The sequence below is a fragment of the Nonomuraea sp. NPDC052634 genome (genome assembly GCF_040678535.1).
Lineage (GTDB): Bacteria > Actinomycetota > Actinomycetes > Streptosporangiales > Streptosporangiaceae > Nonomuraea > Nonomuraea fastidiosa.
In genome coordinates this window covers 50,977-73,724 of the sequence record NZ_JBFATY010000005.1, presented here as the reverse complement: position 1 = coordinate 73,724, position 22,748 = coordinate 50,977, and the positions used below count along the sequence as shown (strand labels likewise).

General features: G+C 70.1%; 17 protein-coding genes and 3 tRNA genes. 13 read left to right on the top strand and 7 right to left on the bottom strand.

Annotated features, from left to right (window positions below):
• Positions 1 to 15 precede the first annotated feature (15 nt).
• On the top strand, positions 16 to 300 hold the full coding sequence (locus AB0K67_RS22770) for a PspC domain-containing protein (protein ID WP_364063454.1): 285 nt from the start codon (positions 16 to 18) through the stop codon (positions 298 to 300).
• Here AB0K67_RS22770 and AB0K67_RS22765 read toward each other — a convergent pair whose 3' ends face one another.
• Both AB0K67_RS22765 and AB0K67_RS22760 read right to left on the bottom strand, forming a co-directional pair.
• On the bottom strand, positions 301 to 1,584 hold the full coding sequence (locus AB0K67_RS22765) for an MFS transporter (protein WP_364063452.1): 1,284 nt from the start codon (positions 1,582 to 1,584) through the stop codon (positions 301 to 303). It abuts the gene before it with no gap.
• Positions 1,585 to 1,694: 110 nt separating this feature from the next.
• Positions 1,695 to 2,036: a metallopeptidase family protein gene (locus tag AB0K67_RS22760; protein ID WP_364063449.1), complete on the bottom strand. Its 342-nt coding sequence runs from the start codon at positions 2,034 to 2,036 to the stop codon at positions 1,695 to 1,697.
• Between the two features lie 96 nt (positions 2,037 to 2,132).
• Between AB0K67_RS22760 and AB0K67_RS22755 the strand changes: the two genes are divergently transcribed.
• From AB0K67_RS22755 to AB0K67_RS22725, 7 genes are all read left to right on the top strand, one after another.
• Positions 2,133 to 3,638, top strand: coding sequence for a metallophosphoesterase (locus AB0K67_RS22755; RefSeq protein ID WP_364063446.1), 1,506 nt, complete (start codon positions 2,133 to 2,135; stop codon positions 3,636 to 3,638).
• Positions 3,639 to 3,711 (top strand) — tRNA-Glu (locus AB0K67_RS22750). It abuts the gene before it with no gap.
• A gap of 90 nt (positions 3,712 to 3,801) precedes the next feature.
• Positions 3,802 to 3,876: transfer RNA gene (locus AB0K67_RS22745), tRNA-Asp, on the top strand.
• Between the two features lie 5 nt (positions 3,877 to 3,881).
• Positions 3,882 to 3,955: transfer RNA gene (locus tag AB0K67_RS22740), tRNA-Phe, on the top strand.
• A 641-nt stretch (positions 3,956 to 4,596) separates the two neighbouring features.
• On the top strand, positions 4,597 to 5,136 hold the full coding sequence (locus AB0K67_RS22735; protein ID WP_364063443.1) for a sigma-70 family RNA polymerase sigma factor: 540 nt from the start codon (positions 4,597 to 4,599) through the stop codon (positions 5,134 to 5,136).
• A complete protein-coding gene (locus AB0K67_RS22730; protein WP_364063440.1) occupies positions 5,133 to 6,053 on the top strand; it encodes a hypothetical protein in 921 nt (306 codons plus the stop codon). The genes AB0K67_RS22735 and AB0K67_RS22730 overlap by 4 nt, the downstream gene beginning before the upstream one ends.
• Positions 6,054 to 6,607: 554 nt before the next feature.
• Complete coding sequence (locus AB0K67_RS22725) at positions 6,608 to 6,781, top strand: hypothetical protein (protein ID WP_364063437.1); 174 nt, start codon at positions 6,608 to 6,610, stop codon at positions 6,779 to 6,781.
• A gap of 16 nt (positions 6,782 to 6,797) precedes the next feature.
• Here the strand turns inward: AB0K67_RS22725 and AB0K67_RS22720 are convergent, their stop codons facing one another.
• Positions 6,798 to 7,547 carry a hypothetical protein gene (locus AB0K67_RS22720; RefSeq protein WP_364063434.1) on the bottom strand — a complete coding sequence of 250 codons (750 nt, stop codon included), beginning with the start codon at positions 7,545 to 7,547 and terminating at the stop codon, positions 6,798 to 6,800.
• A gap of 334 nt (positions 7,548 to 7,881) precedes the next feature.
• On the opposite strand from AB0K67_RS22720, the gene AB0K67_RS22715 reads away from it, so the two are divergent.
• Genes AB0K67_RS22715 through AB0K67_RS22705 form a run of 3 tightly spaced genes read left to right on the top strand, consistent with a single transcriptional unit; the run spans position 7,882 to position 13,374 of the window.
• Positions 7,882 to 8,262, top strand: a complete 381-nt coding sequence (locus AB0K67_RS22715) for a YbaB/EbfC family nucleoid-associated protein (RefSeq protein WP_364063431.1) — start codon at positions 7,882 to 7,884, stop codon at positions 8,260 to 8,262.
• 59 nt (positions 8,263 to 8,321) lie between these two features.
• Positions 8,322 to 12,674, top strand: a complete 4,353-nt coding sequence (locus tag AB0K67_RS22710; RefSeq protein WP_364063428.1) for a hypothetical protein — start codon at positions 8,322 to 8,324, stop codon at positions 12,672 to 12,674.
• Position 12,675: 1 nt separating this feature from the next.
• On the top strand, positions 12,676 to 13,374 hold the full coding sequence (locus AB0K67_RS22705) for a hypothetical protein (RefSeq protein ID WP_364063425.1): 699 nt from the start codon (positions 12,676 to 12,678) through the stop codon (positions 13,372 to 13,374).
• Between the two features lie 149 nt (positions 13,375 to 13,523).
• Here AB0K67_RS22705 and AB0K67_RS22700 read toward each other — a convergent pair whose 3' ends face one another.
• Entirely contained in the window at positions 13,524 to 15,572 is a 2,049-nt protein-coding gene (locus AB0K67_RS22700) for a cellulose binding domain-containing protein (protein ID WP_364063423.1), read from the bottom strand.
• Between the two features lie 156 nt (positions 15,573 to 15,728).
• On the opposite strand from AB0K67_RS22700, the gene AB0K67_RS22695 reads away from it, so the two are divergent.
• A complete protein-coding gene (locus AB0K67_RS22695) occupies positions 15,729 to 16,706 on the top strand; it encodes a helix-turn-helix domain-containing protein (protein ID WP_364063420.1) in 978 nt (325 codons plus the stop codon).
• A 4-nt stretch (positions 16,707 to 16,710) separates the two neighbouring features.
• Here the strand turns inward: AB0K67_RS22695 and AB0K67_RS22690 are convergent, their stop codons facing one another.
• Entirely contained in the window at positions 16,711 to 20,304 is a 3,594-nt protein-coding gene (locus AB0K67_RS22690; RefSeq protein ID WP_364063418.1) for a S8 family serine peptidase, read from the bottom strand.
• A gap of 151 nt (positions 20,305 to 20,455) precedes the next feature.
• Between AB0K67_RS22690 and AB0K67_RS22685 the strand changes: the two genes are divergently transcribed.
• Entirely contained in the window at positions 20,456 to 21,169 is a 714-nt protein-coding gene (locus tag AB0K67_RS22685; protein WP_364063415.1) for an HAD family hydrolase, read from the top strand.
• Between the two features lie 100 nt (positions 21,170 to 21,269).
• On the opposite strand, the gene AB0K67_RS22680 is transcribed toward AB0K67_RS22685, so the two are convergent.
• The gene (locus tag AB0K67_RS22680) at positions 21,270 to 21,764 is read right to left on the bottom strand and encodes a hypothetical protein (protein WP_364063412.1); all 495 of its coding nucleotides are present in this window, start codon (positions 21,762 to 21,764) and stop codon (positions 21,270 to 21,272) included.
• Positions 21,765 to 21,969: 205 nt separating this feature from the next.
• Complete coding sequence (locus AB0K67_RS22675) at positions 21,970 to 22,500, bottom strand: TetR family transcriptional regulator (protein WP_364063409.1); 531 nt, start codon at positions 22,498 to 22,500, stop codon at positions 21,970 to 21,972.
• Positions 22,501 to 22,748: the final 248 nt, after the last annotated feature.

The following is a 22,748-nucleotide window of genomic DNA, read 5'->3' as shown; positions in this document are numbered from 1 at the left end:
GGGCAGTCTTGGGGCATGAGCGAATACAAGAAACTCCGCAGGACCCACAAAGGCCGGATCATCGCGGGCGTCTGCTCGGGCGTCGGCGAGTACGTCGGCATCGACGCCAACCTCGTGCGGATCGCGCTGGCGATCTCGACGCTGTTCGGCGGGCTCGGCGTCGGCATCTACGCGATCGGCTGGCTCCTCATGCCGGACGAGGAGCACGACACCTCGATCGTCCAGGACCTCATCGCCAAGCAGCAGCAGAGCAGAGCCACGACGACGGACTGGAGCGGCGAGCACAAGCCGCAGCCGTGATCAGACGGGCGCCTGGGCGCGTACCCGGCCGCTCTTGCCGCGGGACTCGGCCCAGATCATGGAGAGCACGGCGGCGCTGACCAACCCGGCGAGCCCCGCGATCGCGATCACGGGCTCGGGGCCGAGTCTCTCAGCGGCGAACCCGCCCACCAGGATCCCCACCCCCTGGACGGCCATCAGCCCCGACTGCACGAGGCCGAACGCTTGGCCGCGACGTTCGGCGGGCACGTGCTGGACGAACGCGGCGTTGGCGGCGAGCTGGTAGGCACCGCCGATGCCCGACAGGACCCACGCGGCGAGCACGACGGCGAGCGGTGGCTTGATCGCGGTGATGATGAGCGGCGCGCAGCTCAGCATCGCCATCCATCCCATGAGCCGCAGCCGGCGCGCGGGCGAGACGAATCTGCTGAACAGGAACGCCCCCACCACCGTCCCGGCCGGCATGGCGGCCATGAGCAGCCCCGTGATCACCGCGGCGGGCAGCTCGTCGGTGGCGAGGCGGGCCGCGTAGGGGGCGGCGATGCCCTCGGGCAGGATGTAGAAGCCGCAGAGCCAGGCGAACAGGACGAGCGTCCGCAGTTTCCGCGAGCCGAACACCAGCCGGGCGCCGCTCGTGGTCATGTGCCACATCGACGGCTTGGCGCCCTCGCCTTGGGGCGCGGGACGGCGGCGTACGCCGGAGACGAGGATCAGCGCCGAGCCGAGGAAGGTGGCGGCGTCGATGGCCAGCGCGCGGTACGGGCCCATGCCGGCGATGAGCGCTCCGCCGGCCGCGAAGCCGAGCATCTGCACGGCCTGGTTCGTCATGTTCTGCAGCGCGGAGCCGATGACGTACGCGTCGCCTTCGAGCACTTCGGGCAGCAGTGCCGCCCGCGCGGCCGAGAAGGGGGCGCTGAGCAGCACGACCAGGAACACCAGCGCGCACAGCGCCCAGAACGGCACGCCCGGCACCGCCATCACGGCCACCAGCGCCGCCCTGATGAGGTCGCAGGTCAGCATGACGCCGCGGCGCGCGAACCGGTCGGCGAGGCCGGCGAGCAGCGGCCCGCCGAGGATGGAGGGCAGGTAGGTCAGCGCGTAGACGGCGGCGGTGGCGAGCGGGGAGCCGGTGCGGTCGAAGACGAGCACCGCGAGCGCCACCTGGGCCAGCTGGTCGCCGAGAAGCGAGAGGCCCTGGCCGTACCAGAGGGCCCTGAACTCCCGGATGGCGATGACTTCCCGGTATGTGGCTTGTGTGGCTTCCCCGGCACGGCGATGCCGTCCCGGGTGCCGTCGCGCCCGCATGGCCCCCATTGGACTCCGCTGTGCCTGACTCAGGGTGTTCGCTATGTCACCTAAGGTGCCCGAGAGTGCCCGCCGTCCGCAACCGGAAGCAGCCAACCAAACGCAAAGGGTTACCAGCCCAATTCGTGAAGTCGGGCGTCATCGATGCCGAAGTGATGCCCGACTTCATGGACGACCGTGATGCGCACCTCTTCGATCACTGCCTCTTCGGTATCGCAAATCTCACATATCGGGTTGCGGTAGATCTCTATGCGGTCGGGCAGAACCGCTGAGTACCAGTCGCCGCGTTCCGTGAGGGGGACACCGGTGTACAGGCCGAGCAGGTCGGGCTCAGGCGGGTCATCGACGACGGTGACGATCACGTTGCTCATGGCGCGCGTGAGGTCGGGCGGAATCGTGTCCAATGCCTCGGCCACGAGTTCCTCGAATCTCTGCCGCGATACCTCGATCACACTTGCCATTCTGCCCCGCCGGTCAGGTAAGCAAGAATCTGTATGAAGTTCGTGCACTGGTCAAAGGCCATTCTCCGGTCACGTGCCGCGAAGGCCGTGGCCGTGCTTTTCGTGGCCGCCGTGGGCGCGTGGCTCGGCATCTTTCTCAGCGGTACGGAGACCGCGCGCGTCGGCCCAGTGGAGGCCGGGATGTCCCTGCGGCCCGCCTGGACCGGCGAGACCGTCGTGGACGCGAGCCCCCTCGGCACCTTGACCTTCCGCACGCACAGCGCGCCGCTCAGGCTGCGCATCACGCTGGAGAACATCGACCAGGAACGCGCCAAAGCCCTCATCGAGGACCCGCGGGTGGCCGACCGGCTGCCCGAGATGATCGAGGACGATCTCCTGGACGGCGTGCGCGCGCTCCTCATCCGCTCGCTGCTGTGTGCGGGCGCCGGGGCCATGGTCGCCGTCATCCTCGTTCACCGGCGCCCCAGAACGGCCCTGATGGGCCTTCTGGCGGCCTCTGTGACCCTTTCCGCCACCGGGGCCCTGGCGGCCCTCACCTTCCGCCCCAACTCGCTTGTGGAGCCGCGCTACTCGGGCCTGGTGGCCGCCGCGCCGTCGCTGGTCGGCAGCGCGGAGTCGATCGTGACGCGTTTCGAGTCGTACCGGGCGCAGCTCACCAAACTCGTGACGAACGTCTCAAAGCTCTACGACACGGTCTCCACCCTGCCCCTGTACGAGGCCGACACGAAGACCATCAGAGTCCTGCACGTCTCCGACATCCACATCAATCCCATCGCCTGGAACGTCATCCACTCGCTGACGGACCAGTTCAGCGTCGACTTCATCGTCGACACCGGCGACATCTCCGACCACGGCACCAAGGCCGAGAACAAGTTCGTCGAGGAGATCGGCAAGCTCAAGGTCCCGTACGTGTACGTACGCGGCAATCACGACTCGATGACCACGCAGAAGGCCGTGGCCAAGCAGAAGAACGCGATCGTCCTCGACGACACCACGAAAAAGGTCGCCGGCCTGACCATCTACGGCCTCGGCGACCCCCGCTTCACCCCGGACAAGACCACCGACGCCTACTCGAACCCGGAATCGCTCCGCGAGTTCGCCCGCGCCCACCTGGGCAAGGTGGGCAAACCCGACCTGATCGCCGTACACGACCCCGACGCCGGGCGCGGCTTCTCCGGCCTCGCCCCCATGATCCTCTCCGGGCACACCCACGACCGGCGCACGAACATGCTCCCGACCGGCACCCGCCTGCTCATCCAGGGCTCCACCGGCGGCGCCGGCCTGCGCGCGCTCGAACACGCCCAGCCCACCCCCGTCCAGGCGTCCGTCCTGTACTTCGACAAAGAGACCAGACGCCTGCGGGCCTGGGACGACATCACGCTCGGCGGGCTCGGCGAGCAGTCGGTGTACATCCAGCGTCACGTGGAGCCCGACCCGCAACGTATGATTTCCCCGGAGCCGAAGAACGCCCCGTCGCCAACGGGATCGATCAAAGGCACCGGGTCATCGACCGCCGGTACGCCACTTTGGCATCAGGGGCAATCGTCCCCTATGCTTCAGGGGTCTCCGACGGAAGGCGACAGGGAATCCTGAGCCCCCATCGTCTAGCGGCCTAGGACACCGCCCTTTCAAGGCGGCGGCACGGGTTCGAATCCCGTTGGGGGCACTGCGAGCGCCTAGCGCACCCGCAAAACGGCTGGTCCAAGACCTCCGGAAAGCTGGTAAGCTAAGCGAGCGCAAACAGCAAGAAACGCAAGGTCCTGTGGAGCAGTTTGGAGTGCTCGCCACCCTGTCAAGGTGGAGGCCGCGGGTTCAAATCCCGTCAGGACCGCTCTGGGTCAGGTAGCTCAGTTGGTACGAGCGTCCGCCTGAAAAGCGGAAGGTCGGCAGTTCGACCCTGCCCCTGACCACAAGAACGACCATCAGAAACGCCCCGGACGGAATCGTCGTTCGGGGCTTTTTGATCTCCGCTGACAGCAACAGCGACAGCAACGATGCGCCTCAGGCGGGTGGGCGGGAAGGTTGACCGCAGCCGACCAGTGAATCCGCCTCACGCAAGTGCCGAAGCGGCCGGATTCAGGTGGCGGCTGAAGCTGCACAGGAATCGCAACGGCCATCGTGCGATGGTTCACCGATCGCGAGGACAGGGCGCCCCGCCCTGATCGGGCTGCAACGGCCTGAAGGCCAGGCACCACCCACCGCCCAGCCGTACAAGCAGTAGCTCGAACCTCAGTAGACACACGACGGTCGGGCCAGAAAGCAACTTTCCACGTCCATCAGGGCAGCCCGCCTGCGCCAGCCCGGTCGCCGGCCGGTCGCGGCCGACGTCGCCCACGCGCTCGACATCGTGAGGGATGCCCAGTCATGTGGGTGCCCTTCAAACCGCCCAGGAGGTGTTCAAGCCGACCTCACCGACGCCCTGTGAGGAAGCGACTGTGAGCTCCCTCACATCAGGGCGTTTTGGTCATCGGTGAGTGATACCTGACGGCTGCGCGACATTCACCAGGTGGAAGGCACAACGTGCACCGCAATGGTGGAGGGGAGGCGGCGTGTGAGCGATGAAGACAGCTTCACCCGCATGTTCGAGGACCATTACGAGGCGGTTCTGCGGTACGCCTGGCGGCGGGTCGGTCCTGCGGACGCTCCGGATATAACCGCCGAGACGTTCAAAATCGCCTGGGAGAAGTACGAGCGATTGCCCCGGGAACATCCGCTGCCCTGGCTGTACGCGACGGCCCGGAATCTCATGCTGAATCTGATCAGACGAGACAACCGGCGAGACGCACTCGCAGGGCCGTTAGGCGAGGGTTTGACGCACCACTGTGCCGAAGCAGATCACGCGACCGCAGTCGTCGCACGCCAAACGGCGCTCGCCGCGCTGAACAGCCTGAGCGAGGACGACCGGGAACTGGTGCTCTTGATGTCTTGGGAAGGACTCGACCTCCGCGAAGCCGCGAAGGTGGTGGGCTGCTCCCGGCCTACGGCTGCCATGCGACTGCACCGCGCGCGCAAACGGCTGCGGCGCTTGCTCGGAGAAGAACCGCAAACCGTCGCTGCTCGCCAGCCTTCCTGCCAGGGGAATGCCGTATGACCGATCCTCTCAAGCAGTTGACGACTACGCTCAAGACGCACGACCCTGCCGGCCATGTCCGAGCGGATCCTCTCGTGATGTCCGCCACTCTCCAAAGCGTCATCGCTGCGTCGGTACGGGAATCCCCCAAGACCACACGGTCCTGGCAGAAGTGGCTCACCCTCATCCCCGTCACGGCACTCCTGGTCGGAGCAGCGGTCTTCGCGCCGGTCATCATGCACCCCGAGGAGATCGGTCCTATGACCGTGGGACCGGCCAAAGCGTTGGCGTTCACCAGGAACGGTGACTATATCGACGTCAGGATCCTGGACCCGGATGCCGACCCCGAGCGATACCGGCAGGACTTCGCGGCGTATGGCCTGAGCGTCGACTTGAAGATGAAACCCGCGTCGCCCAGCCTTGTCGGCGCGCTGGTCTCTGTCTCGGCTCCCCAAAGAATGGTGGTGTTCCACGGCGACGGTTTCGAAATCAAGGACGGAACTAATAGCCGCAGAATCAAGAAAATCGAAGGGACGGACTGCGGCCGGACATGGTGTCTGGCCGGGGTGAGTATTCCTGTCGATCTGCACAGCCCTTTCGAAGTCACCTTCGGGCGGGCCGCTCTGCCTGGCGAACGGTATGAGATCACAGGAGATCCGACGGCTCGCGGCGAGATCCTGGAAGGAATGAAGCCGGCGAACAAGACGGTGGGTGAAGTCAGGATCATGCTTCAGCAGCGGCATGCAACCGTCTCGCGCTACTACAAGGCACCTCCTGAGCCCGCCGGTCGTGGCGGCTCAGGCTTGGATGTGACCGAGCACCCTCTCCAAGCCGAAGACGTTCCCGACACCTGGTACGTGCATGAGGCATTGGGCGGTCCTGAGAAGGGCACGGTAAGGCTCATCGTCGCGCCCCGGCCCGCTGCCGACCCGCACTGAGTGGCCCTCACGCCTGCACGGCCGCACCTTCGACAGTGCGCGAGCGCGTTGCTGTCGTCCGCTGCACAGCCGGGAAGCACAGCAACGCCGCCACACGCACTACTTCGCATGTACGGTCCCCGCTGCTCGCGGCGCGTGGAAGATCAAGCGCAGGATGAAGGTGTCCAGGATGAACATGTCGGTGCCGTCCCAGTCGAACAGCCCGACCTGCCCCGGCGGGGCCTCAGGGGAGGCGGCCGCGCGCGAACTCGGTCACTGACATGAGGACATACTCAACGATGTCGCAGGTCCCGGCGAAGTGGTGACGGTAGCGCTGACACCAGCGCCCCCGCTCACGCCCGTACGGGTCAGACCTCCCGGGGCGGCGGGGAGTCAGTCGCCTGGATCGCCGAGGTCGCGGGTGAGCCGGCCCGGGGTGTCGAAGCGTACGGGCTGCCTGCCCACCAGCTCCGTCAGGTGCGCTTCGAGGGCTCCGAGCTCGGCGGTGCCGATCTGCCGCCCACCGCTCGCGTAGCTCGTCGAAGATCGCTTCGCCCCCCGGGCCGCGGGCGTCCGTGCCGGCGGTCGGCGCCGGCGGCGGCTCCTTCACGGCGGACACCTTGTCCCAGGCCGCGTCGGCCGAGGTCACGTCCGTGCTGCTCGACGGCGTGGGCCACTACGTCGCGATGGAGGCCCCCGAGGCGCTGGCGGGCGCGATCCGCGGTTTCGTCGCGGGCATCGACGCCTGAGCCGGGCGCGCTATGGTCACGGCCGGCGGCGGGTGAGGGAGCGGACCAGCATGGTGCCGGTGATCGCGGCGATCAGCAGGCAGCCGACGATCTCGGCGGTGAGTGCGAGGCCGGTGCCGAGGTTCCCGGCGAGGGCGTCGGCCGCCATGCGGACCGGCAGGAAGCCCATGGCGGTCCAGCAGAACGCGCGGTAGGCGAGCATCAGGACCCCGTCCCACCGGACGGGCAGCAGCCCCCACAGCAGCACCCCCAGGCCGATGAAGGCCAGGTAGAGCCAGTACGCGAGCGAGCCCTTCACCTCGGGCGGGAACCACGCGGCGCCTCCCGCCACCTCCACGCCGACGACCTCCCCGCGCCAGAGCCGGAGCGTGGCCGGCCGGCCTTCCTCGGCCTTGGCGTAGAAGCGCGCGTCCACGTCACGGGCCTGCCGGGTGCCGTCGGCCCGCTGCCAGGTGATCTCGTGGTGGGTGATCGTGCGCGTGGACGTGCGGGTGCGGCCGTCGGCGTCGGTGTGGGTGGTGGTCTCGGTGGTGGTGTACGTGCGCCGGTCGGCGATGGTGCCGCCCTCGGCGCCGAAGCAGCCGCCGCCGCTCCGCTCGCAGGCCATCATCTCGCGGAACTCCGTGGTCTGCCGGTACGGTCCCACGGCGGCGATGAGCGACACCACGAGCACCGCAAGACCGGCCGCGACCACGATCCACCGCGCCCATGAACGCCCGCCCGGCGAGACGCGGCGCGGCGGCGGAGAGTGCTGGGGAAACGTCACAACCTGTCCCGCATTCCTTCGGCTGTGTCATTCTTGCTCGAACCGTCCGTCCTCCCGTGCGGAGGGCGTCGGCGTTCTTTGCCGTGCCGTACGCGCGATCGCACGGATTCCGCTGCCTGCGGCCGCCGCGCGCCACGGGCATCGCCGGTACGCCGTGCCACTCTGCCCGCTCTTGCCGCACGCCTCCAAGTCGATCTGGGAGGGTGAATGATCACGAGATGTCGCGATCTTTCACCTGTACAACATGGACTTCAGCCCCCTATGTGGCTTCTGGCGCTTCTGCAACCAATGTTGAATGTGGTATGAACTGTCCTTTACGGGGGTAGTAAGATTGATGAACAATTTCGAAGCTTCGGTCGAGGAACTGGCAGAGCAGGTCAACGAGCAGATCTCGCGCGTACGCGAGACGTACGGGGCGCTCGACGCGGTGGAGGCCACCAAGACCTCGTCCGACGGCATGATCAGCGTCACTGTGGGGTCGCAGGGGCAGCTCCGCGACCTTCGCCTGGACCCGCGTGTCTACCGCAAGCTCTCCGCGTCCGAGCTGGCCGACGCCATCATGGTGCAGATCCGCAGGGCTACGGCGGACGTCGACGAGCAGCGGCGGCGGCTCATGGAGCCGCTGCTGCCGGAAGGGCTGCCGTACGAGCAGGTCTTCGGCGAGCGCGTCTCGCTCGACGCGTTCGTGCCCCCGACCGTGGATCCCGGCGCATGAACGCTCTGATCCGCCGCCTCCGAGCGGCCGGCGCCGGAACGTTCCAGGGCTGACGGTTCATGGGGTTCGACGGGTTCCTCGTTCCCGACTGGGCCAAGCCGTACGTGGGCTGGGCCGTCGGCATGGACTGGCCTGAAGGCGACGAGACCGGGTGTTTCCGGCTCGCCGACGCGTGCGTGACCGCCGCGCACCGCGTCGTCGAGGGCACCGCCGCCGATCAGCCGTGGAGCGCGGACAAGATCGGAGCGGACTGGGACGGCGCCGCCCACCTCGCCTTCGCCGAGCACGTCGCGAAGAGAGTCGGAGGCCGGGCCGCCGAGCTGGTCGACCGGCTCATCAAGGCCGCCGTCGCGCTCAACGGCGTCGGCGTGCAGATCCAGTACGCCAAGTACATGATCGAGATGACGGTCTGGCTGCTGGTCGCGCAGCTTTCGTACCTGCTGGCGATGGCCGTCGCCACCAAGGGAGCGAGCCTGCTGCTCATCGGGCCGCGCGTACAGATCGCCCGCCTCACCATCGCGCAGATCGCCAAGCTGGCACTCAAGAACATCGCCATCTTCGCCGGGATCGTCGCGGGCATGGACGCGGGCGTCCAGCTCGCGCAGATCGCCAAGGGCCGCAGGGACGAGCTGGACCTGCGGCAGATCGGGGTGTCGGCGCTGAGCGGCGGCGCCATGGGCGGGCTCATGGGGCTGCTGAGCGGCGGGCTCACCCGGCTCGCCACGCCCGCCCTGCGCGCCGGGCTGACGAAGGCGGAGATGACCACCATGGAGCGGCTGCTGGCGGCCGCCCACTCGTCCGTGTACGGGCAGGCCGCCCAGTACGCGCTGACCGGCGGCATCACCACGGCCGGGACCATGCTGGCGCAGGGCGACTTCGACTGGGACATGCTGGCCAAGGGCATCACGTCCAGCGCGCTCGGCGCCGACGGGCAGCACCTCACCACGACGCTTCCCGGCCGTCGCGTCCCGTCCTCGTACGGCGACTCGCTCACCGGCCCCGCCCCCGGCTCCGGCCCCGGCCCTGGCTCCGGACCTGGCCATGGCTCCGTCCCGGATCCCGGTCCTGGTTCCCGGCCCGACGTCACCTCGGGCGCGGGTGCGCGGGATGGCCAGGATCCGGGGGCCGCTCCTGGCTCCCGTTCCGGATCTGAGACGCAGGGGAACGACGGCTCCGGCGGCGGGCCGGGCACTGTGTCCGTGCAAGGGGCGCCGTCGACTGTCGCCGGGCCGGGTCCCGTCGCTGACGGCGGCGCCATGCTGAGCCAGGCAGGTGACCCCGGTGCCGGTGCCGGTGCTGGCGCTGGTGCGGAAGGTGCCCGTCAGGCTTCCGCCGCGCCGTACCCGGGGCTCGATCGGCAAGCGCACGTGCCGCAGGGGGAGGTCCGGCAGCAGGGCGGGCCGGAGCAGCGGACCACACCCGGCCAGGGTGGCGAGGCCGCTCCACGTTCCAGAACGCCGGAGGCGTCGCAGGCCCGCACCACGCCCGAGGCGTCGTCGGTCCGCACCGCGTCGGAGGCGTCGGTCCGCACCACGCCGGAGCCTTCCGCTGCTCGGCACGCATCCGCCTCTTCGGCGGAACGCGGCAGACCGGAGCAACCGGCCGCGACACCGTCCGATCGTGCTGCGGCGCCGTCCGACCGCACCTCCGCACCCGCCGACCGCGCCGCGGCACCGTCCGATCGTGCGTCCGCACCGTCCGACCGCACTTCGGCCGCGGCGACCGGTACGGCGGGCGCGACCAGGGCTGCTGGGACGGCCGGGGACGCGCCGCCCTCCATCAGGTCGAGCGAGGCGCTGTCACCCAACAGGGCGGATGAGTCGTCGGCCGCCGCCAGGCCGGGCGAGGTGCCGGGCCCGAGGCCGAGCGAGGCACCGGGGCCGAGCAGGATCGAGCGGCTGCTCAACCACCTGCCCGAACCCGACTCCGCGCCGCCCACGCGGGCGGTGAGCCGCGCCGAGGGCGCGGTGACGGACCGGCCGGGGGAAGGCACGCCACCACCGCCCCAGGCGAACGGAGCCGTGCAACCGCAAGGCCGCGCCGCCACACCACAACTCACCGGCGACGGTGCACCCCCAGCGCGGCCAGGGGAGGACTCCGGGGGTGCCGGCCAGAGCGGCCCGCGGGCGGCGCGGGTGCCGTTCGACTTCGAGCGGTTCTACAACGACCCCCGCTGGTACGACGAGGCCACCAGGTTCGAGCAGCGCCTGGGCGCGTACTACTTCAACGACCCCCGAACGCTGGACGCCGCCAGGGCCGCGCTCGCCAAGATGCGCGACGTCCTCATGCAACTAACCCCGAGACGGCCGGATGAGACCCCTGAGGCGTTCGCCCGCCGCGTGGAGAGCGTCTTCTTCAAGGACGACCCGGCCAGCGCCGGCCAGGTCGGTACGCGGGCCGGCCTGACCGTGGACGACCTGCTCGCGCACGGGAACCTCCGCGAGCTGGTGACGGCGTTCTACAACGGCGCCTACTACAACCGCGACAATCTCGGCATCTTCGGCAACGCGCTGCTCGACATCATGGACACCGGCGGCTGGGACCGCGCCCGGCAGGCAGGGCTCGACGTCGAAGCGGTACGCCGCGCGCACCACCAGCTCGACGAGCGGCTGCACCGTCCGGTGCTGGGGCGGCTCGAGTCGAGGTTCATGGACGGCAGTTACACCTTCACCCGCGACCCGTTCGGCACCGGCAACGTGGGCATGATGTCGGAGCGCGGTGCCAGGGACGTCGTGGAGATGGTGTCGAGCCAGTACAGCAGGCGCGACCGTACGGAAACCGAGATCCAGGAGCTGGGACTCAACACGACGCCGGCGCACTACGAGCGGCTGGGCACGCCCCTCGGCAGGTACGAGCGGGCGTACGCGGAGCAGCACACCGGCGGCCGGCTCGACCCGGACACGCCGCTGCCGTGGCGCGAGGGCGTGACGATGCACGACACGACGTCGAGCCGGTGGGCGCGCAAGGTCGCGAGCGAGGGCTTCCCGGTGATCGACGGCGTCTCGGGCACCACGGCGAAGATGCTGACGGCGGTCAAGTTCCTCAACCTCGGGCCGGCGATGACGGAGCGGTTCCTGGGCGCGCTGATGGGGTGGATGCTGCCGGGCCGGGATCACTCGCTGTTCGAGATCGCCAGGGGCGCGCAGATCGCCGGCGTGGGCGGGATGCGGCTGGAGCCCGGCGCCCGGCCCACCGCCGTGGACTTCTACCGGAACCTGCCCGGCATCGACCTCGCCACGCTGCGGCGCGAGGTGCTGCCCGACGGGATGTTCCCGCACGAGTCCCGCTATTACACGAACGCCAGGGACATCGCCGGATTCTCCGAGACTCAGCACCACAAGGTGATCGATACCGTCGATCGCCTGTGGCCGCAGCTCGAAAGCGGCCGGGTGACCGACCCGGACCTCGCGGCGTGGCTCGATCGTTCCGGCATCGACCCGGGGAACCCCGACGCCGTCCGGGCGCTGGGCGAACGTCTGTCACCGGCGCACGTGATGGCGCTGACCGTGTACACCAGGCACAGCCACTACCTGATCAACAACGTCACGCGCTTCCAGCTCTGGACCGACGGGATCTCCGAGTCGCTGGTGCGCAACCGCATGGCGGCCAAGGTCGATCAGCTCGTCGGCAACTACCTGGACAACATCGCCGCGCGCACCAAGGCGCTCCCGCTGCCGCTGGCCCTGCGCCCGATGCTGCACGAGGGCGCCGGCCACCTCACCTCGGAGTCGCCGCTGAACCCGCTCGCCGACGCGTACGTGGACGCCGTCCGCCGATCGGACGAGGCCGCCGAGCGCTTCAAGCAGGCCAGGGACGAGGGCCGCAGGGACGACGCCAGGCAGGCGAGCCAGGACATGCGGGCGGCCAGAAGGGACCGGCAGCACGCATGGGATGCGCTGAAGGAACACGTCGGCCGGGTCGTCCCGCGGCTGTGGGACGAGATGCGCTGGCACGCCGACATGGTGCACGACGCGATGATGCAGCTTCCCGGGGTGGGCTCGCCGGAGCGGCCCGTGATCGCCTATCGGGGGGACTGGCTGTCGCCGGCGCAGTGGCCCATCTACGGTGCGCCGTTCTATCCGCACGGAATGGCCCGCGAGTTTCTCAGCGTGAGCAGGCTGCTTGAGGTCGCGATCAGGTTCATGGCCGAGAACCCGGCGGGAGACCATAAGGTCATCGTGGCCTATCGGCTCACTGGCGGGCAGGCCAAGGACATCTCGGTCTTCTCCTCCTTCGCCGAGGACCAGGAGGCCGTCTTCCCGCCGCGCTCGCGCATGACCAGGGTGGACGATCCGGAGTTCGCGGCGCGGCTGCGCGAGGAGGTGGACCGGGTGGCGGCCGATATGGTCGAGCGAGGCGTCATCCCGGAGGTGCCGCGCTCGTACGACATCATCGTGATGGAGGAAGGCTGACGTGAGCACCCCATGGGGCGCGCTGGACGACCGGGCCTGGCGGCTGTACGCCGGCGTGCACCGGCTGCTGATCCGCCTGGCCGGGCGGCTGCCCGACGAGGTCGTCACCCGGGCCAGGACCATGCTGGCCGCGGGCGACCTGGCGTACCTGCCCGACATGCTGACGCTCGCGGCGGCCGAGAACGGCGTCTCGCTGACGGCCGGGGACCTCGACCTCCTGCGCGACGTGCTCGCCGCACTCGGCCTGGACGGCGAACCCGCCGGGGCGGCCGCCGTGCCGCCGCAGGACGGCACGGAAGCCCCCGGATACGCCTTCTCTCCTGATTCGGTACGTCCCCCGCGCATCCCGCCAGGGCTCGACCTGAGCAGCGGGGTCCCTCCTGAGTCGGCCGACCTGGAGGACGACCTGTTCGACCTCACCGACCACCTCGTGGTGGACGCGCTGAGCGAGCGCGCGGGTGTCGTGACGGTACGGCGGGCCTGGCGCGCGACCCTCGACGGCTCGGGAGCCCCGCACCGCGTCTACCTGGCGGAGGTGGATCCGGGCGTCGCCGCCTGGGAGCTGACCGCTGAGGCGCAGACCGAGATGGATCAGATGGACGAGCCCGACCCGCAGGTGGAGGTCTACTGGACCGGCGACGACCTGCCGCCCTACCACCGCGCCGCCCTGACCGCCGCCGTCCTCCTCTGGCACCGCTGAACGCAGGACGAAGAGCAGGCCGGGCTCACCCCCTGAGCGGCGGGTGAATCACCCCCTGAGCGGCGGGTGAAGGGGAGGCCGAGCCGCCCGGCTGATGGGCCGGGCCCGTGCTGACGGCGGGCCCGGCTCGACGCGAAGGTCGGCGCAGGTCAGGGGACGGTGGTGCAGGTGGTGCCGTTCAGGGTGAAGACGGTGGGCAGGACGTTCGGCCCGGAGTAGTTGCCGACGAACCCGATCGTGGCCGTGGCCCCGGTGTCCAGCGTCGGGTTGGCGGCCTCGTTCACGGCGCGCACCTCGCGTCCGTCCTCCGTCCACACCGCGCTCCAGCCGCTGTCCAGGCTCTGCCAGGCTCGTGGCCAGGTGAAGGAGAGCGTCCAGCCGTCGAGCGGGGCGCCGTGGTTGGTGATGTCGAGCGAGCCGACGTAGCCGCTGGACCAGTCGGACTGGACGGTCAGCTTCACGCTGCACGAGCTGTCGGCGGGGGTGCCGGTGGTGAAGGTGAGCGGGGCGGACGGCCAGGACTGCGCGCCGCCGGTGTCGCGGGCCAGCACGTTCACGGTGTAGCGGGTGCCGGGCTTGAGGTTGCGTACGGTGATGGTGGTGCCGGAGGTCTCGCCGAGCTGCTCGGTGACGGCGCCGTGCTGGCGGACCACCTCATACTTGGCGATCTTGCGGGTGCCGGGCTTTGCGGCGGGCCAGGTGAGGGTGGCGGTGGTGCCGGTCACGGCGGTGAGCTTCGGCTGTCCCGGGCTGCCAGGGTGGTCGGCCTGGGGGTCCGCGGGGCGCAGGATGACGGTGGTCATGGACAGCGGCGGCAGCGTCTGCGCGGTCGGGGTGCCGGTGGAGCCGCTGGTGATCGAGGTGGCACCGTTGGTGTGGGTCAGTACGGTGGGCGCGCCGGCGGCGGGGGCGAAGCCGGTGTAGTCGAGCTCAACCGGGTACGACGTGTCCTCCGAGGTGTTGATCAGCAGGACGGCGAGGTCGCCGTTGGGCCGGCGTACGGCGTGCGCGGCCACCTCGGGCCGGTCGGTGGCCGCGCGGATGAAGCGGTCACCGGGCCTGGCGAACTTGCCGACCATCTGCAGCGCGTAGTAGGGCGCGAAGGGGGTGTTGAGCGGCGGCTCGCAGACGCTGCCGTCGGAGGTGCAGGAGGCGCTCGACAGCAGGCCGAAGTCGCCGTAGTCGGTGTGCCCCGCGACCTCGGTGACCTCGCCGATGCCGTTGTGCACGTTCCACCAGTCCACGGTGAAGACGCCGTTCGCGAGCAGGGTCGCGTACGAGTCGGCGGCGGCCAGCGCGCCCGGCTGGGTGTTGGTGCCGTTGCTGCTCGACCCGGTGTTGAACTCGGTCATCGCGATGCCGATCCGCTCGGAGCCGGGCCCTGCGTACGTGGCGATCTGCTCGCGGGTGAGCTGGATCATGTCGGAGATGTGTCCGGTCCTGTCGAGGGCGCCGGGGTACCAGTGCAGGATCACGAAGTCGATCTTTGAGCCGGCGGTGGACAGCACGACCTGGTTCCACGAGCCGCTGTCGCCCTCGGCCACGATGGCGTCGGGCCAGTTGGCGGGGGTGGTCAGCACCGCGCCGATCTTGATGGTGGGGTCGACGGCCTTCATGGCGTCGGCGTAGGCGACGACGTTGCGGGCGTACTCGTGGGGGCTCTTGTCGGGGTGGTCGTCGGCCTCCCACTCGGCGCCGTAGTGGCCGTTGCCGTAGATCTCGTTGCCGATCTCCCAGTACTTGATGCCGTACCGCTTGGTGATGTTGGCGTAGCGGACCCAGCCGGCGGCCTCCTCGGCGGTGCCGGTGCCGTAGTTGGCGGTCACCATGGCCTGCGCGCCGGTCCTGCGCACGCCGTTCATGAACGTGTCGAAGTCGGTGTCCGGCGCCACGTAGCCGCCCGGGGCGGTGTGGGTCTCCCAGTGGTAGATGTCGGAGTAGGAGCCGCCGGGGTAGCGCAGCAACTTCACGCCGGCGTCCTTGAGCAGGTCGGCGGTCTCGTTCGTGCCCAGGTTCGTGTCCCAGATGGCGTGGTTGGTCCCGATGCCGGTCTCGGGGACGGTGGCCAGGCCCGCTCGGGCGTTGACGGCGACGTGTACGGGCTCGTCGTCTGATGCGTACGCGGTGGTGGCTGGAGCGTTGAACGCGGCCAGCGTCAGCAGGACGGCCAGCGCGGCTCGTAACGGGACTTTCGGCATCGGCGCACCTCGTGCTGGACGGCGGGGGACTCAGGCGGGGGATTCACTCGACGCCTCCTCCTGACCAGGAAGCAAGGCGATCATCAGGGGTCGCCTCACGCCCGTCAATCGCGGCTGAAACTTTCATGAAATGCCTCGGATGCCATGATGGAGCGCATGCTGGAGGCTGCGGGACTGGACGAAACGGAGGAGCGGGCCTACCGGGCACTCGTACGAGCGGGGGAGGGCGACGTCGCCGGGCTGGCCGCCGAGCTGGGCATCAGCGACGACGAGGCGGCCAAGGCGCTGGCCGGGATGCGCGAGCAGGGGCTGGTCAGGGAGGTGGCGGCGGGCAGGTACGCGCCGGTGGCGCCGGACGTGGCGCTCGGCCCGCGGCTCGTACGCGGCCAGGAGGCCATCGACTGGGCCCGCCAGGCGGTCGAGCAGCTCTCTGAGGAGTACCGGGCGAGCGTGCGCAGGCGGGACGCGCACCGGCTGATCGAGGTGCTGCCGAGCCGGGCCGCGCTGCGCGAGCAGGTGCGCCACCTGCAGGACCGCGCGCGCGATGAGGTGCTGTACTTCTGCCGCGCCGGTCACGTGGTGATGCCGTCGCAGGACAACGACGAGGAGCTGGAGGCGCTCGGCCGGGGCGTGAGCTACCGCGTCATCTACGAGCGGGCCCTGCTGGAGGAGCCCGGCATGGTGGAGAACGTCGCGTACGGCATCAAGCTCGGCGAGCAGGCCCGCGCCGTGCGGGCGCTGCCGGTGCGGATGATGATCGTGGACCGGGAGACGGCGCTGCTGCCGCTGGTGCAGCACGTCGGCGGGATCGCCGAGCTGACGGCCGCGCTGGTCAGGGAGAGCAGCCTGCTGGAGGCGCTGATCGCGCTGTTCGAGGCGCAGTGGGAGCGGGCGACGCCCATCAGGTTCTCCGAGGACGGCCAGGTGGCCGACACCGGGTCATGCCCGCTGGACGCCGACGAGCTCTACCTGCTGTCGCTGCTGGTGGCGGGCGTGCCGGAGAAGACGATCGCGAGCCAGCTCGGGCTCAGCCTCCGTACGGTGCAGCGCCGCGTCTACCACCTGATGCGGCTCGCGGGCGCGCAGACCAGGATGCAACTTGCCTGGCATGCGGCCCGCGAGCGCTGGTTGTGACCGGTCAGCGCACGCCGTACGCCCTGGTCACGGTCTGCTCGAACCGGCTGCCCTTGTCACCCGTCACGGTGACCCGCAGGGACACGCCGGTCTCGGTCTTCTTGTGCCCGACGAGGGCGGTGTAGCGGCCCTGGCCGAGCGGCAGCACCGGGATGGGCTTCCAGGTCTTGCCGTCGTCGTACGACAGCTCGGCCTTGAAGGTCTTCGCCCCCTTGGCGGTGAAGCCGAGCGGCACGGGGAGCCCCTTCGGCACCCTGCCTTCGAGGTCGGCGGGGATGTCGTAGTCCACGCCGAGCAGCGGCAGCGCCTGAGTGCCCTGCGTGCGGGCCGACCTGAACGTCCACGCCGACTCGGTGGCGGTGGCGTAGCGCCAGGTCTCCGACGTGCGGGCGGTGGACAGCTCCATGCGGTACTCGGCGTCCCGCTCGGCCGCGGTGAACGTGCCGCGCAGCGAGTCGCGCTCCTCCACCAGCTTGCCGTCGCGGTAGAAGCGGGCCTTGACGGTGTCCGTGGTGTCGCTGCCGCCGGCGTAGCCGGTGTGGCCGTCGGCGTCCACGAACTCGGGCACCTGGATCGCGAGCACGTCGCCCGTACGGGTGGCGCTCGTCACGGCCGGCCGGACGACGGGGGCGAACCACCGCTCCTTGACCGTCTCACCCGCCCGGTACGAGCGCGGCCCGTCGGTCAGGCCGCCGCGCAGCCGCGAGTTGGACTCCCAGGTGTGCATGTGCTGCACGATGTGCTGCCACTGAGTGTCGCCGGAGCTGACGTACTCGGCCCTGCGGTTGGCGGTCGGCAGGACGCGCTGCGTCTCCATCTGGGCGTCCAGGCTGTAGATCTGCCAGGGCCGCCAGCCGAAGCGCTGGTCCTTGGCGTACCGATCGCTGCCGGTCGCCGGGTAGTGGGAGTCGACCAGGGCGGTGTTGCGCCAGTTCACGTCGTGCACGATCTTCTCGGGCACCCGGCCGGAGGAGACCTGCATGACCTCGTACAGGTACGGGGTCTGGAACCGGCCGGTCACCTCCACCGTGCCGCCGCCCTTGCGCAGGCGGTCGAGCAGCACCTGGCCGCGATCATGCGTGATCATCAGGGCGGGCAGCGGGTCACGGTCGCCGGTCGGCTGCCACGGCTGCCACATCGGCGAGCCGTCGGGGCCGACCACGATCACCGCGGCCGCGCCGCGCTCCTTGAGGCCGTCGAACTTGCTGTTCCAGTCGCCCTGCTCCTTGCTGGTGATGACGGCGATCTTGCCCTTCAGCTTGCCGTCCGCGTCGCCGTCGGCGAGCTTCCAGCGCTTGGTGCCGGAGATCTCGGGCGACCTGATCGTCGGACGGACCAGCAGGGTGTCGCGGCCGACCTTGACGGTCACCCGGGGCGCGGCGAGCTGCCAGCGGGAGGAGAACTCGAACGTGCCCTCCTGCACCTGGGCGGTCGGGGTGACGGCCAGGGCCTCGACGGAGGGGAAGTTCATCGCGCCGAAGGCGAGCCTTCTGTTGCCGATCGTGCGGTAGGTGAAGTAGGTGGCGATGCCGTCCTGCATCACCGGCTGCGAGGTCCTGATCTCGATCGGCACGGCCTTCCTGGCGTCGAGCACGACCTCCAGGTCCCGGTCCACCTTCAGCTCGGGGAAGAGGATCAGGGAGTCGACGGGCAGCTCGTCGTGCGACTCGCCCATGACGGCCTGCGTGTGGTAGACGCCCTCGGGGACCTCGACGGTCCAGCCCGCCTCCTCGTCCAGGATGTAGCCGAACGCGTCGTCCCTGCTGGACGCGCTCTGCATCATGATCACGGGGACGCGGGCGGGCGAGCCGTCGCGTTCGATCCCGGTGAAGTGCACCTTGTGCATCTTGCCGCGGGTGGTCAGCGCGAGCGTGGTGTGCGCGAACGCGGAGCCGTCCGCGGTGGTCGCGGTGACGTAGCCGGCGTGCCGGCCGTGGACCAGCTTGGTCAGGTCCACCTGGACGTCCACGGTGGCGCTCTGGCCCGGCTCGACGGTGACGGAGGCGGCCGACAGGGTCAGCGCGCCCTCACCGGGTGCGTCGCCGTCCAGGTTGGACAGCGTCGGCGTGAGCGTCAGCGTGACGGGGGAGTCGCCCGAGTTGGTGTAGGTGATGGTGCCGGAGGGGGTGCCGGTGGCGCCGTCCTCGAACACGCCGAGGCTGAGCGAGGAGGTGGCGGTGACGGTCTGGCGCAGCGCGCGGGCCACGTCGAGGCGGCCGCCGCCCTGCTCGTACGGGGTCTGCCCGTCGATCGTCTTGGCCGTCGAGACCAGCGCGTCCTTGAGCTGCCCGGCCGTCCAGTCCGGGTGCCGCTGGGCGAGGATCGCCGCCGCGCCCGCCACGTGCGGCGTGGCCATGGAGGTGCCGCTCGACCGGGTGTAGCGGTCGTCCAGCGGGTTGCCCATCATCGTGCCCTCGGCCCTGGCGGCGGTGATGTTCACGCCGGGCGCGGTGATGTCCGGCTTGATGGCCTCGTCGAGGCGCGGGCCCCTGCTGGAGAACGGGGCGAGCTGGTCGTTGCCGTCCACGGCGCCGACGGTCAGCGCGGAGGTGGCCGCGCCGGGGGAGCCGACGGTGTACTCGTCGCCCGCGTTGCCCGCCGCGATGACGAACAGGGTGCCGGTCTGTTCGGTGAGCGTGTCGACGGCGACGCTCAGCGGGTCGGTGCCGTCGGTCGGGTCGCCGCCGAGGCTCATGCTGACGATGTCGGCGCCGCTCTCCCGCGCCGCCCACTCCATGCCGGCCAGCACCTCCGACTCGGTGCCGCTGCCCTGGCTGTTGAGCACCTTGCCGATGACGAGCTGCGCACCCGGGGCCACGCCCTTGCGCTGCCCGCCGGAGGCGGCGCCGGTGCCCGCCACGGTCGCGGCGACGTGGGTGCCGTGGCCGTGCTCGTCCTTCACCGAAGGGTCCGCGGTGAAGTTCCTGGCCTCGGCGATCTTGCCGGCGACGTCGGGATGGTTCTCGTCGATGCCGGTGTCCAGCACGGCGACCTTCACGCCGCTGCCGTCGTACCCGTCCTGCCAAGCCTGCGGCGCGCCCACCTGCGGGACGCTGTTCTCCAGCGTCGCGTGCACCTTGCCGTCGAGCCACACCTTGGCGAGCCCATCGCGCAGCCTGGGCTCGCTCGACGACGCGCTGAACAGCGTGGGCAGGTCGTCCTTCTCGGCGCGCATCGTGGTCGCGTTGACGCTGCGCAGCGTGACGCCCTTCGCGCCCTTGTCCTGGTAGGACAGGATGAGCGGCAGCACGTCGCTGCTGTCGTCGTCATAGCCCTGCTCGATGAGGTCGCTGACGGAGAACAGCCGCTCGTCCACCAATCCGCGCGACAGGTAGGGCACCATGTCGGCGGGCGTGACGACTAATTCGCCGTCCTCCTCGCGGGTGAAGAACCTGACATCCTCACGGCCCTTGGCGGGGTGCACGGTCGCGGCGCGCTTTCCGCCCGCGAATTCCTGTACGGTGACCACGTCACCGGTGATCAACGTGACCCGGTGCAGCTCCCCGCCGGCCTCAGGGCCGGGCTCCGCGGCCTGGGCCGGAGCCGCAAGCAGCGCCAGGCCCACGCCGGTGGCGGCGAAGAGTGGGATCCATCTCATGAAAAAACCGATCTTTCGTGCGGCTTTACCCGCTCATGAGAATGGAGGATCCCGGCGGTCCGCAGGGCGCAAACCGCCTGGTCAAATGACGACATGTCGTGAAAATGACAGCCGCGAGGGGAATCGGGCGGGGACGGGCAGTATGAGACGTATGCCGCGCACCCACATCCTCTTCGACTTCTTCGGCACGCTCGTCGACTACTCGCCGAGCCGCACCGAGCAGGGCTACGACTCCTCGTACGCGCTGCTGCGCGAACTCGGCGCGACCCTGTCGTACGAGGAGTTCCTGGACGGATGGTCGCGCACGTCGGCGGCCTTCGACCGGCGCAGCGACGCCGACGACAGCGAGTTCTCGATGACCGAGTGCGGCGCGGCGTACCTGGGCGAGGCGCTGGGGCGCGCGCCGCGCGACGGAGAGGTGGAGGAGTTCGTCACCCGCTACCTGGCCGAGTGGAACACCGGCGTGCGCTACCTGCCCGGCCTCGCCGACCTGCTGGGCGAGCTGGCGGCGGGGCACCGGCTCGCCGTCGTGACCAACACGCACACGCCGTCGCTCGTGCCGGGGCACCTGGCCGCGATGGGGGTGCTGGAGGCGTTCGACGCGGTCGTCACCTCCGTCGAGGTCGGCTGGCGCAAGCCGCACCCCCGCATCTACGCCGCCGCGCTCGACACGCTGGGCATCGAGGCGTCATCGGCGGTCTTCGTAGGCGACACCTACGAACCCGACTTCGCCGGGCCCGAGCGGCACGGGATCCCGGCCTTCCTCATCGACCCCGACCGGCGGGCGGCGGTGCCGGACGAGCGGCGGCTGAAGTCGGTCTTCGCCCTGCCGGAACGACTGCGCTCCGGCCCGCACGGGGGCTGAGACGGCGCCTCGGGGAGGCGCGGGGCGGCCGGGACCCGGGCATGGGACGGCGGTGACCGGCCCCCCACCCATTGGGCCGGTCACCGCTGGTGCCCCTAGGTCAGGCCAGCGGCTCCTTGCGCTTCGGCGTCACGCTGGCCAGCAGCAGGAGCAGCGCGGCCTGGGCGAGCATGCCGGGCGCGAGCGGCGGCGCGCCGCCGACCGACTTGGTCAGCGCCGACCACCACTGGGCGAGCGGCGACATCGAGTCCCAATCGGGATCCATCGCGCCCATGCCGTGGTTGGCCACCACGTGCATGAGGACGCCGTACGCCGAGGCCAGCAGCACGATCACGGCGAGCACGCGCACCACCGTGAGCGCCGGACCCGCGTCGCGCACGGCGAGCATGAGCAGCGCGACCGCGAGCAGCGCTATGGCCACCCACGGGATCAGCTGGACGGGGCTCTGCCAGTGCCGCTCGAAGGCCAGCTCGAGCGCGGCGCCCACGATGCCGATCGCGACGAGGGCGAGCAGCCCGAGCCGCAGCGCCGCGGCGCCGACGGGCCCGCGGCGGTGGCTGGACCGTGCGGTCGTTCGAGGAGTGGTTGAGGTCATGTGCGGGGACCACCGTCCGGTACGAGGGGTCTTCGTCGATACCACGGTCTCGGGGGATCCTCAGATATTTCTCAGTGGAATGTGAAGATCTGGTGAGAAGTGCTGTCAGGGGTGCTGGTACGGGCCGTCAGAGGGCTTGGGCCGGTCGGGGTGGAGGGTGAAATGTGAAGATCTGGAAGTGCTGTCAGGAGTGTTGTAAGGCCCCTCAGAGACGTGTAGCGCGCTCGAAGAGCCGTACCAGGTCGTCCGCTACGCGACGGGGATCGTCCGACAGGGCCAGGGCCTCGATGGAGGCGCGGAGCGCGGTGCTCATCACCTCGGCGTCGAACGCACCGAACGCCCCCTCACGCTGCCCCTCCGAGAACAGCCCGGCGGGAAAGCCGTCGGAGGCCGCCTCACGGGTGTTGCAGACGATCTGCCGCAGCGCCCGTACGTGCTCGGGCCGCGCGGCGGCGAAGTCGAGCCGCGCCCGGATGTACGCCGCCAGCCGAGCCGCGAAGTCGGAGGCGCCGGCGGCCTCGACCGCCCGCCGTACGAAAGCCGCCTCCTCTTCCCGCACCACCCGCGCCACAGTCGCGAGCAGCTCCTCCTTGTCGGCGAAGTGGTACGAGATGAGCCGCTTGCTGCTGAGCCCGGCCTGCCGGCAGATGGCCTCGAAGCTGGTGCCCGCGTACCCCCGACGCGCCAGCACCGTGATCGTGGCGGACGTGATCTGCGCCCGGCGCGCCTCGGACACCGGCAGGCGCCTCGCGGGGACCCCCATGGATGCACACTTCCACGCCCCGGCTCGGGACATCCCCAGCGATGCTTAAAGTCTGCAGCCGGTCACACCCCCGTAAGCCACCCACGAGACGGGCGAAGCGCGCCTCTCGCGGGTGACCCGGCCGCACCAGCCGGCCCGGGGGACGCAGGCCGAGCCGGTCGCGGCTGTGACATCGAACAGACTGCTGCGACATCGGACAGACGGCTGTGACATCGAAGACA

Bases quoted from the DNA above. Each gene is read 5' to 3' on its own strand.
- AB0K67_RS22695 (WP_364063420.1), top strand. From the start codon at position 15,729: ATGCTGGAGGCTGCGGGACTGGACGAAACGGAGGAGCGGGCCTACCGG.
- AB0K67_RS22730 (WP_364063440.1), top strand. From the start codon at position 5,133: ATGACCGATCCTCTCAAGCAGTTGACGACTACGCTCAAGACGCACGAC.
- AB0K67_RS22690 (WP_364063418.1), bottom strand. From the start codon at position 20,304: ATGAGATGGATCCCACTCTTCGCCGCCACCGGCGTGGGCCTGGCGCTG.
- AB0K67_RS22680 (WP_364063412.1), bottom strand. From the start codon at position 21,764: ATGACCTCAACCACTCCTCGAACGACCGCACGGTCCAGCCACCGCCGC.
- AB0K67_RS22765 (WP_364063452.1), bottom strand. From the start codon at position 1,584: ATGCGGGCGCGACGGCACCCGGGACGGCATCGCCGTGCCGGGGAAGCC.
- AB0K67_RS22715 (WP_364063431.1), top strand. From the start codon at position 7,882: ATGAACAATTTCGAAGCTTCGGTCGAGGAACTGGCAGAGCAGGTCAAC.
- AB0K67_RS22770 (WP_364063454.1), top strand. From the start codon at position 16: ATGAGCGAATACAAGAAACTCCGCAGGACCCACAAAGGCCGGATCATC.
- AB0K67_RS22685 (WP_364063415.1), top strand. From the start codon at position 20,456: ATGCCGCGCACCCACATCCTCTTCGACTTCTTCGGCACGCTCGTCGAC.
- AB0K67_RS22700 (WP_364063423.1), bottom strand. From the start codon at position 15,572: ATGCCGAAAGTCCCGTTACGAGCCGCGCTGGCCGTCCTGCTGACGCTG.
- AB0K67_RS22710 (WP_364063428.1), top strand. From the start codon at position 8,322: ATGGGGTTCGACGGGTTCCTCGTTCCCGACTGGGCCAAGCCGTACGTG.